The sequence below is a fragment of the Acinetobacter amyesii genome (assembly GCF_002018365.1).
Taxonomy (GTDB): domain Bacteria; phylum Pseudomonadota; class Gammaproteobacteria; order Pseudomonadales; family Moraxellaceae; genus Acinetobacter; species Acinetobacter amyesii.
Genome location: NZ_MVKX01000009.1, coordinates 99,497 through 112,099 on the forward strand (window position 1 = coordinate 99,497; position 12,603 = coordinate 112,099).

The following is a 12,603-nucleotide window of genomic DNA, read 5'->3' on the forward strand; positions in this document are numbered from 1 at the left end:
AAGTATGTGATTTTTAATCACATACTAAAACTATGCCTTTATTGTTTAAAAATCAATCATATTTTAAAGATTTTTTTAGCCGTCTCTTGGATGACTTAAACGCAGAATGATGTGCTCTTTTAAGATGGATAGGTGGGATTGCTCGATTTCATTTTTTGCGCTTAAGCCGAGTGCTTGGAATGTTAAATAAAAGTATTTTCACTCGAACTGACATCAACAAATACGGCGTCCAAATCAGACAACCTATAGTACTCGTCGCTAACTGTATGATGCTTTCTGTATCAGTAGCACTTCTTATAATTTTTTATAATCTTTATCAAACGCTGCCAAAAACTCAGTTTCTGATTTTATTTCTATATTTATTAAGCAAACACGCAGATCACTCACTCTAAAAGATAGATTCATTTTAGAGTGAAATGTTGATTGGTTTATAAAGGGGTATCGACCTGTACAGTTCGTTTTTGGCGAATGCGGCGAACTAACCAGATCACGATTGCAATCACTAAGATCACCACAAAAAATGGGACTAAAAAGGCCATTACAGACAAGACAGCCGCGCCAATCCATTCCCCTGTAGATAAGATCGGATTTGCAACGCCACCTGTGGTTGCGGTAGAGACGCCACGCGCAGCGACGGTACTCATTTGCACTGCTGTTGCTGTACCACCACCGACGATAATTGCTGCCGCCCAACTGGCAAATTGGGACATTTCACCTGAACTTACTGCCATTGTGGCGATGGTCCCTGCAATCATAGCTGCAGGTGTTGAAATGGTGTCGAGGGCATTGTCTACCCAAGGGATATAGTATGCAGCGATTTCACAAACCGTCGCAATTGCTAAGCCGATACATACTGCAGGCATAGACAACCATTCGAATCCTTTCATCGGTTCGAATAGTCCTAAAATTGAAGCAACACTCATCACCAATAAAGGTACAAAGACACGGAAGCCACAGGCAGCACTTAAGCCAATACCGATACACAGTCCTAATATTGTTTCCATGGGCTTCTCCGAATGGTCAAACGTACAATTTGTTTTTATATATGCTGTGTTATACGTTAGCAAAAAGCCCTATCGAGTGATAGGGCTTTTCTTTCTAAACAGCGGATAACTGTTAGTGTTTTGCAGCTTAAGCATTCTTATTGTTAAATTGATTGCCTTGGCATTTGGTACACGGTGGTAAACGATCAGTACCAATTTCTAAGTAGACGCGGTGTCCGCATTGAACACAAAAATAGAAGCCTGTTCCGGGTTTTTGACCAGCAGTAACCATTTTTGTTCTCCATGTGTTTTTAGAAATGGTAGATTCAGTATAACCCTCTTGTGATGAATGTCTATTGGTCATTTCGACAATTGATAATGGCATTTAGGCAAAGCATAATTTCGAATGGAAATTTTGATGGGTTTACAGCGATTTGCTGAGCCAGTTCTCTACTTGCAGTTCGTCTACACGCAGAAATTCTTTTTCATTGTTTGTGACCATAACCCAATTATTTGATCGTGCATGCGCAGCTAGCCATAAATCGTTATTGCCAATAATTTTCCCCTGAAGCGCTAACTCTTTTCGAATTTGAGCATAGTGTACGGCGGTGTGTTCATCTATCTCTATAACAGGAATGATTGAAGTTAATTCATCAATGACTTTGAAAGCTTTGTCTTTCCATTGGCTTTTTTCCGCACCAAAGCGAAGTTCACCCAAAGTAATCACTGAGATAAAAATATTGCCGTCAGGTAAATGTTTTTCAAAATGCTGACGAACAATTTCGGGTTGATGCTTGGTGATATAAATACAAATATTGGTATCTAATAAATATTGTGTTGGCATTAGAACTCTTCTCGTTCTTGCGGTGGTTCATCCACTCTTGTTTCTGCATAAAAGTCGTCTGGCATTTGCGCCAAAACTTTAAATAGTTGATCTGCTGTAACTGGTTTTTCTCGCAGTATAACCTCATCGCCACGGCGGAAGATTTCAACTTCCTTGCCTTCAAAGCGAAATTCTTTAGGTAACCGAATAGCTTGACTGCGACCTGTCATAAAAACTTTTGCTGTAGTCATGAAGCGACTCCATAAGTTTTGATATATATCTTATGATAGGTATCATATGTAAGTTTTTCAAGCAATAGTTCTCTATCTTTTTAAAAAATCAATTTATCCCCTTTCTATAAGCTATCTTTTTGATCCGAATTTAGAAGATCTTTTTTTCATCATTTATTTCAACATACATCTCTAAGTAACATTCAATATTTTCATAAATTTTTTTATATATTTTAGGTAAATACTCAATAATGTCATTCATATCTACTTCTTTTTTGCTAAAGCCATGATAAAAACTTAAATAACCAATAATTCTGTCTTTTTCTTCTTTTTTAATCTTAAGAATAGGATCCCAATCTCTATATAAATGCTTGTCGGATAAATGTATCAACCCACATCCAAAATTATATACTACCTCTTCCCATCCCCCTTCACTAAGCATATCTCTGTCTGTGACTCTTTGCATTTTATGGTTACTATTCAAAAATTTCCATTCACCAACTTCAACACTATTTTTAATTAAATCAAATGCATTAAATCTAAACGTATAACTATTTAAATCAATTAAATAACTTGCTCTTAAAAGGCTATCTAATTCTTGTCGAATAATTCCAATACAAACCCCATAACATTTTTTCTCATATAACAAATTAAACGCATTTTGGTTTTCATTGGTTCTAGCATCTATTTGTTTAATAAATTTTTCTAAAATATTCACTTTATTTATCGCTTTAATAGAGAAAATACAGAGAGCTAAAAAGTTTCATAAGTATCCAAGTGTAAAGCTTTGTAATACAATGATCATCTCTTTCACTAATAAAAACCCCACATAAATGTAGGGTCTTTTTTTAAACAATATCAATAGCTTTAATCCACCCCAACCCTCCTTTAAAAAAGGAGGGAGTTCCCCTCTTTCTCAAAAAGGGGCTAGGGGAGATTTTTAAACATTCCCTTCTAAAAAGTCCTGTGCAAAACGCTGCAACACACCGCCCGCTTCATACACATGCACTTCTTCTTCAGTGTCTAAACGGCAAGTCACAGGCACTTTAATGATTTCATTTTTACCGTCTGCTGTAGAACGCTCAACCACCAAAGTCAGGTCAGAACGAGGCGCAATATTGCCAATCACGCTATACAGCTCTGTACCATCTAACTTCAAAGTTTTACGGTCAGTTCCTGCTTTAAACTCAAGCGGTAACACGCCCATACCCACCAAGTTTGTACGGTGAATACGCTCAAAGCCTTCCGCCACAATCACTTCTACTCCTGCAAGACGCACACCTTTGGCAGCCCAGTCACGGCTCGAACCCTGACCGTAGTCTTTACCTGCAATGATGATGAGCGGCTGCTTACGGTTCATATATGTTTCAATCGCTTCCCACATACGCATCACTTCGCCTTCAGGCTCTACACGCGCTTTTGAACCTTGCTTGATCGTACCGTCAGAGCGAACCACCATTTCATTGAACAATTTCGGGTTAGCAAATGTCGCACGCTGCGCAGTCAAATGGTCACCACGGTGGGTTGCGTATGAGTTAAAGTCTTCTTCAGGCACGCCCATTTTATGCAGGTACTCACCCGCAGCCGAATCCATCATGATCGCATTTGAAGGCGATAAATGGTCTGTGGTGATGTTGTCAGGCAGAATCGCAAGCGGACGCATATTTGCAAGTGTACGCGGTGCAGCCAAAGCCCCTTCCCAATACGGCGGACGGCGGATATAAGTACTTTGCGGACGCCAGTCGTATAACGGACTTGCCGCTTTTTCACGCTCACCCAAGTCAAACATTGGGATATACACTTTCTTAAACTGTTCAGGTTTAACCGCTTCTTTTACCAAAGCATCAATTTCAGCATCTGACGGCCAAATGTCTTTCAGGTAAATTGGATTACCGTCTTTGTCATTGCCCAGTGAATCGGTTTCGATATCAAAACGAATCGTACCCGCTATGGCATAAGCCACAACTAAAGGTGGAGAAGCCAAGAATGCTTGTTTTGCATAAGGATGGATACGGCCGTCAAAGTTACGGTTACCTGAAAGTACCGCCGTTGCGTACACATCACGGTCAATAATTTCTTGTTGAATCACTGGATCGAGAGCGCCTGACATACCGTTACAAGTGGTACATGCATAGGCAACAATACCAAAGCCAAGCTTTTCTAAATCACCCAATACACCCGCTTCTTCAAGGTATAAAGCGGCTGCTTTAGAACCCGGTGCAAAAGATGATTTCACCCAAGGTTTACGCACTAAGCCTAGTTCATTCGCCTTACGTGCAAGCAAGCCTGCAGCCACGGTATTACGGGGGTTTGAGGTATTGGTACATGATGTAATTGCAGCGATGATCACAGCGCCATCTGGAATTAAACCTTCTGCTTCTTGCGCACGTGCTGCTTCTAAGTTGCCTGCAATGCCTTTGGCTTTTAAGTCAGCCGTCGATACACGTGCATGTGGGTTCGATGGACCTGCAATGTTGCGAGTCACTGTTGAAAGGTCGAAACGTAATACACGTGGGTATTCCGCTGCTGTCATATCAGACGCCCAAAGACCGATTTCTTTGGCATAGCTTTCAACCAATTTCACTTGATCCGCTTCGCGGCCTGTTAGCGTTAGGTAATCGATAGTATTTTGGTCGATGTAGAACATCGCAGCCGTTGCGCCATATTCAGGGGTCATGTTAGAGATCGTTGCACGGTCACCCACAGACATGCTGTCAGCACCTTCACCAAAGAATTCTAAATACGCACCGACTACACGTTCTTTACGCAAGAATTCTGTAAGCGCTAACACGATATCAGTTGCGGTAATGCCGGCTTGACGCTGGCCTACAAGTTCTACGCCAATGATGTCAGGCAGACGCATCCAAGATGCACGGCCGAGCATGACATTTTCAGCTTCTAGACCGCCGACACCGACAGAAATTACGCCCAATGCATCAGTATGCGGCGTATGTGAGTCTGTACCCACGCAGGTATCTGGGAATGCTAAACCATCACGGTTTTGAATTACTGGAGACATTTTCTCCAAGTTGATTTGATGCATGATACCGTTGCCCGCAGGGATCACATCGACATTTTCAAAGGCTGTTTTTGTCCATTCAATGAAATGGAAACGGTCTTCGTTACGACGGTCTTCAATCGCACGGTTTTTCTCAAAAGCATCTGGGTCAAAACCGCCAAACTCTACAGCTAGAGAATGATCAACGATCAGCTGCGTTGGAACAACAGGATTGACTTTTGACGGGTCGCCGCCTTGGTCTGCAATGGCATCACGCAAGCCTGCAAGGTCAACCAATGCTGTTTGACCAAGGATGTCATGGCATACCACACGTGCAGGGTACCAAGGGAAATCGTGGTCTTGTTTGCGGCTAATCAGCTCTTTTAATGACTGTTCTAAGATTGCAGGGTCGCATTTACGAACCAACTGCTCTGCAAGGACTTTAGATGTATATGGGAGTTTTGCGTATGCGCCTGGCTGAATATCTTCTACGGCTTGGCGTACATCGAAGTATTCTAGCTGGGTGCCTTGCAGCGGTTTACGGTAGTTGTTGTTCATAGCGTTCCTGCCCTCGGTCTTTCATTTTTTTGCGTTGTCTTTTTCATAGACAATTCATCTTTGTTCGATAGGCATACTACACTGCCGAAAACCCATTTCCCAAATTTCATATATTTCATAGGGTTAAATATAAAAACAGGGGTTTTTGAAATATTTAGTTACACTAACTTTGGAATATTCGCTCTAAATGTGAATTTTTTTGAAAAATAGCTGCAAATCCGCCTCATTCTTTAGTCTAAGGTAAATTGCACTGCATAATATTTAATCTAAACATCAACCAAATTGATTAAAAATTAGTCTTATCAATTTTAGTATTTAATAATCAGGGCATTAAATTACTTCATTAGCTCATTGCACCTCAAAGTCATAATGTGAATCAAAACACGGTTTTATTATTTATTTTATCTTAATTCTCAATTTATCCCTATTTGCAGGGATAGCGTCGAATCACCCCACTCTCAGATAATAAAAACACGACACACAAGGACAGTAACTCGCTGTATTCGCCAAAATAATCACAATATTTACAAAACCTTAGCTAAAAAATCAGCGACTACTGTTCTACCGTCATTATGCTTTGGGGAAAGATCATGACAAAATTTAAAACCATCATTGGGGCTGGCTGCCTCTTAAGCTGTCTCAGCTTCATTGCCTGTGGCGACAACGACCAATCGACAACAGATTCGACGATTCAAGAAGAGGAAGTAGACTCACCGACGGTCGTCTCGAATCCACCACGTTTGAAAGCCAATGCACAAGGTGTGCATGAACTGCTAATTGCCTATAAACGCCAAGCCTTATACGACCCTGAAACCGGTGAAAATGACCTATTACAAGTCAGAGGCTATCTGACTAAACCTGAACTCTGGAACTCGAAAAATAGCGATGGCAGTGTCTCTGATGTACTGGTTGGCCCACAAATTCGTGCGAAACAAGGTGACAATTTAAAAATTCATCTGGTCAATCATCTTCCTGTTGAATCGACGGAGACCTGTCCAAGTCCAGTGACCAATATTAACCAAGGGAACTGTTTTAACACTACAAATTTACATACACATGGTCTTTGGGTTAGCCCGCAAGGAAATAGTGACAACGTATTTTTGAGCTTAAAACCTCAGCAAGATTTTCATTACGAATTTAAGATCGAACCGAATCATCCTGCGGGAACATTTTGGTATCACTCTCATGTGCATGGTTCAACCGCGATTCAGGTCTCAAGCGGCATGGCTGGCCCTTTGATTATTGAGGGAGAGCGGAAACCTGTCATTCGTCAGGGGCAAATTCAGCAGACTGGAGATTTGGACATCTTATGGAAAAATCAAAAAACCCAGCAGTATGACCATGAAAAAATCATGCTGTTCCAGCAGATTCAATACAATGAAGATTGCGACAGCAAATTAAGCCAAGTAAATGGCACACCCTGCATCTATAGCTTAGAAGATTATTCAAAACTCGATATACCAACCTCATGGGCGGATGAAAATCGTTTTACCAGTATCAATGGCAAAATGTTTGGTGAAATTAAGGTGGATCAGAACCAATACCACCGCTGGCGCATGATTCATGGCGGTATCCGTGACACCATTGGTTTGACCATCAAAGAACTGCCTGATTCTGCGCTCTTTACCGCAGAGCAAACCCTTAGTGAATGTCAAAAGTATCAAAGTAAGTCGATGTCTTCACAGTTTAAGACGCTGAAAACATTACCGTTGTATACCCTTGCACAAGACGGCTTGACCATGGGAAAAATCCAAAAGCAAGGGATTGAAATTTTTCAGCCGGGTTATCGCTTTGATGCCATGCTCTCTTTCCCGACCACAAATAAATACTGTGTATACGATGCCAAGCTGAATCTAGAAGATGAAATTAATGCGCCTGAATCAAGTCCGCTACTGCGTCGCGCACCGGAAGAAAAACTCAATACACAGCTCCTCGGTTGGGTCAATGTAAAAGCAACTCAACTACCGCAGCAAACGCCGTTTAACTTCTTAAAAAGTCAGGCCACCCAACTAAAACTGGCACCAGAAGTGATTGCACAGCTCGAACAGGGTGATTTATCAGCCTTTATCTCGCATGCGAGTTTAATGACTGCTGAAGTCGATGAAATGCTCAAAACGATGGCGAAGCAAATCACCAACTTTGACATTCTATTCAATGCAGATGGCAGCTTTAAATTTGGTATTCGTCATGCCGAAGAAGGCACCTTGATCAGCTTTGGCGATGCCTACCACGATGAAGACCATACCCACCATAGCTATGTCCGCAAGCTTCCAATCGGGCAAACTCAAGAGTGGGAGTTGAGCAGTAATGTTGCAAGCCATCCCTTCCATATTCATGTCAATCCATTCCAAGTCGTGAAAATATTGAATGAAAATGGTGTCGATGTCAGTGCCATCGGCAGCTCAGATAAAGATGGTGCAGGAAATATTGACTCGCAATATCATGGAATGAAAGGCGTTTGGAAAGATACGCTCTTCGTCAAACAGGGCTATAAAATCTTTGTACGCAGTAAATACGAAAAATTTGAAGGCGACTTCGTGCTGCACTGCCATATTTTAGACCATGAAGATCAAGGCATGATGGAAACCGTGCGTATTTGTGGCGACCAATATGATTGTAATAGTGAACCGCCTTCACATCATTCCACTATGGATATGACTGCAAGCGATATGCCGACACACAGTCACTAAGACCGATCTATACTGTACAAAAGCCCATATCAATATGGGCTTTTTGTTTGCCTAACACTGCGGCTTGCTGCAAAATAACATGATTAATGATATCTAAAATTTATACTGAGGCTGGTCATGACAACGTCTATGGCATTCACATCTTTTTCTCTCAACGGTGTCGATGCACAAAAATTTCTACAAGGGCAAGTGACTTTGCATGTTGAACGCCTTGAAGAAAATGCAACACGTTATACTGCAATCTGCGACCTCAAAGGCCGTATTCATTTTGGTTTATGGCTCACCAAACACAGTGCTGAAAGTTTTTCTATTGTCACTACAGCAGATCAAGCCGAAGAATTTGCCAAACATATTAAAAAATTTGGTGCATTTTCTAAGATGAAACTTGAAGAAACTGGTGCAGTTTTTCCAAGTTTAGTCGGTGATGAAACGACATTTGCTTCGGAACCGACGGATGTTGTTGCATGGGAAATTCAAGCGATTCAAGCGGGTCAGGCCTATATCGACCAAGCCATTGAACATGTGTTCCAACCACAAGAGTTACGTCTACATCAGCGTGAAGGTGTCCACTATGACAAAGGCTGTTATTTGGGTCAGGAAGTGATTGCACGCTTATGGTTTAAAGCCAAACCGAAAGCTTGGTTGCATGCAATTCAAGGTACAGGCGCTGCTCCTACACAAGGCGAACAGCTGAATAAAGGCGTACAAGTGGTCAATAGCGCGGCTGTAGAAAATGGTTATGTAGCTTTAGTTGTGGCACGTCCAGAAGCTTTAGAAGAGTTAGACGTGACTGTTTTAGCCTTGCCTGAAGCATTGAATGGTGATGTGGCACGTCCGTAGTCAGCTTAAATAAATTCAGAAGATAGCTACATTTAGCTATCTTCTTTTATAATAAATCTAAGTTTTAAATTTTAAAATTCATCATGTTAATTTGACTATTTTTAAACTAAAATGCACTCCGAATTTTAACAATAAACTATATAACGATGCATCAGACACAATTTCAAGACCCAAAGCACAAGATCATTGCCCTTTATTACGGAATTTTTGCCCTTCTAGGCATGGTCATACTCGGCAATCAATTGCTTTCAATTCAGCTATCTCTACTTGTTTTGATTATTATTCTTGTACTGTATGCCCAACTCTTTTTCATGCTAATGGGCGCTATCAAATATTGGAAAAGAGATGTTCTAGGCTTGAAAATACTGTTTTGGATCAGCTTAAGCCTTGTCCCGATTATTATCACACCCTTAGTCATTTACTATCCAAAAGTAACAACTGGCTTTTTTCTCTTTATGCAAAGCTCTTTTGGCTTCAGTAGCACAGGCTTCGAGTTTCATGTTGCCTACGACACCCAACTCACCCTCTTAAATACATCTTTTTGGGGAATTGGAATCAATCTTATTGAATTTTTTCTATGGTTACGCTTTAAGAATATTGCAGCAAATAATCATATTTCGATTGCCCATTTCAAGAATGAAGACTTAGAACTGAAACGCTATGATTAGCCATTTTTGACCGTATATAAACTAGAATTTTGACATCTGGTCTGACCATCTAAATTTTCAGACTATCCCTAAGCACTCAAAGCCAAAGCCTAAAACTTTGGCTTTTTATCACTCATTTTTTTCCCTCACATAATAAATCACCCCTGCCCGATCATCCGAAAAATAAAAAGATTTTTCATCGATCTTATAAATATCAGCAGGTCGCCCAAGCACCGTTTTCCCGACTAAAAAGCCATCCATAAAGGTTTCAAGTTTTTGTCCTTTACGCATCATTGCAATTTGATAGCCATGACCAATCGCCTCGTCGGTAGAGCCATGCAAGGCCACTAAAAATGCATTTTTAATGGTGGAATCCGTATGAGGGTCATCAAAATAATCAAAACCTAATGCAGAGGAATGTGAAGGAAAATATGCATAAGGCGATGGAACATTTTTACAGCCAGATGCACGTTTAAATTTAGCATCCGCCAAGACTTTGCCCTGCCATGAATAACATGCGGGCCAGCCATAATCGGCATCCCGCTTTAACGCATAAAAAGTTTCATCTGGATTTTTACTTCCCAAATGATCAGAACCTTGATTGGTCGCAAATAGAAATCTGCCGATCCATTTTAGCCCAACAGCATTACGCAAACCTGTCGCATAAATCTTTTGTTCTGAACCATCAGGATTCATCTCGATGACTGAAGCTCGCACTTTTTCTTTTTCTACACAGGCGTTACAACTCGAGCCAACCGACACATAAATCTTTCCATTTCCACCAATAGCAATCGTCCGCGTCAGATGCCAACCACCGTATTTATAACTCAAACCATAATCTGGAAATGTCGCTAAAACTTCAGCCTTACTCAAAGGCTGAGTTTCACCTCTGTTGAATTTTTGCCGTGTCAGTTGGTGCGTTTCCGCCAAATAGAGCCAATCCTGTCCTTGAGCATCGGTATAAAACTGAACTGAATTTGGATTTCTCAAACCAGTCAAATAAGGAATGATTTTGCCAAATTTACCTGTGTCAGCATTCCAATCATCCAATATATACACAGTACCTTTTTTATTATCTGTTAGATCATACATATCCGTGACAAACATTCTCCGATCAGGTGCTTGCGCAAAAAAACGAACACGTTTGAGACCTTCAGCAGCAGGAATGATCTCGAAATTTGTAGGCAAATTTAATGAAAACTGCTTGCCATTTTTTAAATGGATTGGATGAGGTACAAGCTTGGGTTGTTGCGCCCAACTGGTTATTGAACAGACGAAACCAAAGATCAAGATGGCGCTTATTTTTATCATATTTAAATACATCTCAATGAATCATGTATATCTGTATTCATCATAGATGCCTTGTATCTATTTTATTCAATTTATATTTTTAGAAAATATTATATTTTTGAAAATTAAGGTTTTTTTAAATCACATACGCTGGTGCAGTACACAACAAACAAAAATAAGGAGGAACTTTATTCCCCCTCACTTCTTCGTTTTTAAATCATGATTTTAATCAAAATCCATGAAACAACTTATTCATGTCTTTGCATACATATTCTTTAAAATGATAGGCGCGCGCATGTTTGGCATCAAATTTAGCTTCCAAATCGCCTTTTTTGAAAATATAAACACGATCCTCTTTACTGACTAAAAACTCTGCACCCAGTTTCATCAAAAGCGCATCGATTTTATCTTCATCTGCAATCGATTCATCTGCATTAATTTTATCGTAATTGCGTTTAATGCCTTTAATAAACATCGCGCTGCCTCTGAGAAAATAACAATGCGCGATTAAATCAGAGTCCTGCTTTTTTGCAAAGGCATTTGATGCAATAAAGTCATGGCATTTAAAGCGCTAAGGGCAATCAACATTATTTTATAAAAACGCTTTAAATCACAATTCCTCACTTTACATTTACGTAAATCTACCTATGATGTAAAAACCGACAAAAATAACCACCAAAACACATAAACGGAATTATGTGTATGATTTACAAAAGGTTTTAAGATGAAAAAAATCCTACTCGCAAGCATTTTAGCAATGAGCACTCAATTCGCTTTTGCTGAAACCAAAACAGATGCCGTCGATCCTGAATTTGCTAAAGTGGAAGCTATGGTCAAGGCCAAAGATATGAATGGCGCCTACCAAACACTGAGCAAGCTTGCAGCAAAAGGTAATGCTCAGGCCATTTATAATTTGGGCTATCTTACTCAAACAGGTCAAGGCGTAGCGAAGGATGAGAAAAAAGCCATCCAACTCTATGAACAGGCTGCAGCCAAAGGCTACCCAGTTGCTAACTATGTGTTAGGTAAAAATTATGCAACGGGTACACTGGGCTTAAAACAAGACACCAACAAGGCCAAACAATATTTAGAACGCGCTTCTTCGGCAGGTTTTGACGATGCCTCCATCGACTATGCCATTTTACTTTTTGCAGAAAATAAGCCTGAGTCAGATAAATTGGCACTCAGCAAACTTGATCCGCTGATTAAAAAAGGCAACTACCCTGCGATTCATGCCAAAGCGCTTTATGACATCAGTGCTGGCTTTAAAGCTAAAAATGAAAAGCCTATTCAGCAAGGTCTGAATAGCATTCAAGAATTAGCAAAAAAAGGCTATGTCCCTGCATTAATGGCGGTGGGCAATATGTTTGTAAATGGCAATATCATCCCGCAAAATTTGCCTGAAGCTAAAAAAATATTTAGTGCATTAGCCAAAGAAAATATTCCGCAAGCGAAAGAATCTTTGGCAACCGTGGATAAAATGATTGCTGAACAAGCCAAAGCACCTAAAGCCAATGCGAAAAAGAGTTAATTAAGCATAAAAA

At 40.3% G+C, this 12,603-nt stretch carries 13 protein-coding genes; 4 read left to right on the forward strand and 9 right to left on the reverse strand.

Annotated elements, in window-relative coordinates:
- Positions 1-148 precede the first annotated feature (148 nt).
- The 7 genes from B1202_RS16780 to acnD form a co-directional block, all read right to left on the reverse strand.
- Positions 149-301: a DUF2569 family protein gene (locus B1202_RS16780; protein WP_078191204.1), complete on the reverse strand. Its 153-nt coding sequence runs from the start codon at positions 299-301 to the stop codon at positions 149-151.
- 127 nt (positions 302-428) lie between these two features.
- Entirely contained in the window at positions 429-1,004 is a 576-nt protein-coding gene (locus B1202_RS13510) for a DUF4126 domain-containing protein (RefSeq protein ID WP_078191131.1), read from the reverse strand.
- Between the two features lie 127 nt (positions 1,005-1,131).
- The gene (locus B1202_RS16395; RefSeq protein WP_143221616.1) at positions 1,132-1,368 is read right to left on the reverse strand and encodes a zinc ribbon-containing protein; all 237 of its coding nucleotides are present in this window, start codon (positions 1,366-1,368) and stop codon (positions 1,132-1,134) included.
- A gap of 39 nt (positions 1,369-1,407) precedes the next feature.
- Positions 1,408-1,827, reverse strand: coding sequence for a type II toxin-antitoxin system tRNA(fMet)-specific endonuclease VapC (gene vapC, locus B1202_RS13520; RefSeq protein WP_078191133.1), 420 nt, complete (start codon positions 1,825-1,827; stop codon positions 1,408-1,410).
- Entirely contained in the window at positions 1,827-2,057 is a 231-nt protein-coding gene (locus tag B1202_RS13525; RefSeq protein WP_078191134.1) for an antitoxin, read from the reverse strand. The genes vapC and B1202_RS13525 overlap by 1 nt, the downstream gene beginning before the upstream one ends.
- Positions 2,058-2,187: 130 nt before the next feature.
- Positions 2,188-2,754, reverse strand: a complete 567-nt coding sequence (locus tag B1202_RS13530) for a hypothetical protein (protein ID WP_078191135.1) — start codon at positions 2,752-2,754, stop codon at positions 2,188-2,190.
- Between the two features lie 222 nt (positions 2,755-2,976).
- The gene (gene acnD / locus B1202_RS13535; protein ID WP_078191136.1) at positions 2,977-5,592 is read right to left on the reverse strand and encodes a Fe/S-dependent 2-methylisocitrate dehydratase AcnD; all 2,616 of its coding nucleotides are present in this window, start codon (positions 5,590-5,592) and stop codon (positions 2,977-2,979) included.
- Positions 5,593-6,182: 590 nt separating this feature from the next.
- On the opposite strand from acnD, the gene B1202_RS13540 reads away from it, so the two are divergent.
- From B1202_RS13540 to B1202_RS13550, 3 genes are all read left to right on the forward strand, one after another.
- On the forward strand, positions 6,183-8,282 hold the full coding sequence (locus B1202_RS13540) for a multicopper oxidase family protein (RefSeq protein ID WP_078191137.1): 2,100 nt from the start codon (positions 6,183-6,185) through the stop codon (positions 8,280-8,282).
- Between the two features lie 117 nt (positions 8,283-8,399).
- Positions 8,400-9,122: a YgfZ/GcvT domain-containing protein gene (locus B1202_RS13545; protein WP_078191138.1), complete on the forward strand. Its 723-nt coding sequence runs from the start codon at positions 8,400-8,402 to the stop codon at positions 9,120-9,122.
- A 146-nt stretch (positions 9,123-9,268) separates the two neighbouring features.
- On the forward strand, positions 9,269-9,790 hold the full coding sequence (locus B1202_RS13550) for a hypothetical protein (protein ID WP_078191139.1): 522 nt from the start codon (positions 9,269-9,271) through the stop codon (positions 9,788-9,790).
- A gap of 108 nt (positions 9,791-9,898) precedes the next feature.
- On the opposite strand, the gene B1202_RS13555 is transcribed toward B1202_RS13550, so the two are convergent.
- Both B1202_RS13555 and B1202_RS13560 read right to left on the reverse strand, forming a co-directional pair.
- Positions 9,899-11,080: a PQQ-dependent sugar dehydrogenase gene (locus B1202_RS13555; protein ID WP_078191140.1), complete on the reverse strand. Its 1,182-nt coding sequence runs from the start codon at positions 11,078-11,080 to the stop codon at positions 9,899-9,901.
- Between the two features lie 208 nt (positions 11,081-11,288).
- Positions 11,289-11,534, reverse strand: a complete 246-nt coding sequence (locus B1202_RS13560; protein WP_078191141.1) for a hypothetical protein — start codon at positions 11,532-11,534, stop codon at positions 11,289-11,291.
- Positions 11,535-11,783: 249 nt separating this feature from the next.
- On the opposite strand from B1202_RS13560, the gene B1202_RS13565 reads away from it, so the two are divergent.
- Positions 11,784-12,590, forward strand: a complete 807-nt coding sequence (locus tag B1202_RS13565; RefSeq protein WP_078191142.1) for a tetratricopeptide repeat protein — start codon at positions 11,784-11,786, stop codon at positions 12,588-12,590.
- Positions 12,591-12,603: the final 13 nt, after the last annotated feature.

Bases quoted from the DNA above. Each gene is read 5' to 3' on its own strand.
- B1202_RS13525 (WP_078191134.1), bottom strand. From the start codon at position 2,057: ATGACTACAGCAAAAGTTTTTATGACAGGTCGCAGTCAAGCTATTCGG.
- vapC (WP_078191133.1), bottom strand. From the start codon at position 1,827: ATGCCAACACAATATTTATTAGATACCAATATTTGTATTTATATCACC.
- B1202_RS13550 (WP_078191139.1), top strand. From the start codon at position 9,269: ATGCATCAGACACAATTTCAAGACCCAAAGCACAAGATCATTGCCCTT.
- B1202_RS13560 (WP_078191141.1), bottom strand. From the start codon at position 11,534: ATGTTTATTAAAGGCATTAAACGCAATTACGATAAAATTAATGCAGAT.
- B1202_RS13510 (WP_078191131.1), bottom strand. From the start codon at position 1,004: ATGGAAACAATATTAGGACTGTGTATCGGTATTGGCTTAAGTGCTGCC.
- acnD (WP_078191136.1), bottom strand. From the start codon at position 5,592: ATGAACAACAACTACCGTAAACCGCTGCAAGGCACCCAGCTAGAATAC.
- B1202_RS16395 (WP_143221616.1), bottom strand. From the start codon at position 1,368: ATGCCATTATCAATTGTCGAAATGACCAATAGACATTCATCACAAGAG.
- B1202_RS13555 (WP_078191140.1), bottom strand. From the start codon at position 11,080: ATGATAAAAATAAGCGCCATCTTGATCTTTGGTTTCGTCTGTTCAATA.
- B1202_RS13540 (WP_078191137.1), top strand. From the start codon at position 6,183: ATGACAAAATTTAAAACCATCATTGGGGCTGGCTGCCTCTTAAGCTGT.
- B1202_RS13545 (WP_078191138.1), top strand. From the start codon at position 8,400: ATGACAACGTCTATGGCATTCACATCTTTTTCTCTCAACGGTGTCGAT.
- B1202_RS13565 (WP_078191142.1), top strand. From the start codon at position 11,784: ATGAAAAAAATCCTACTCGCAAGCATTTTAGCAATGAGCACTCAATTC.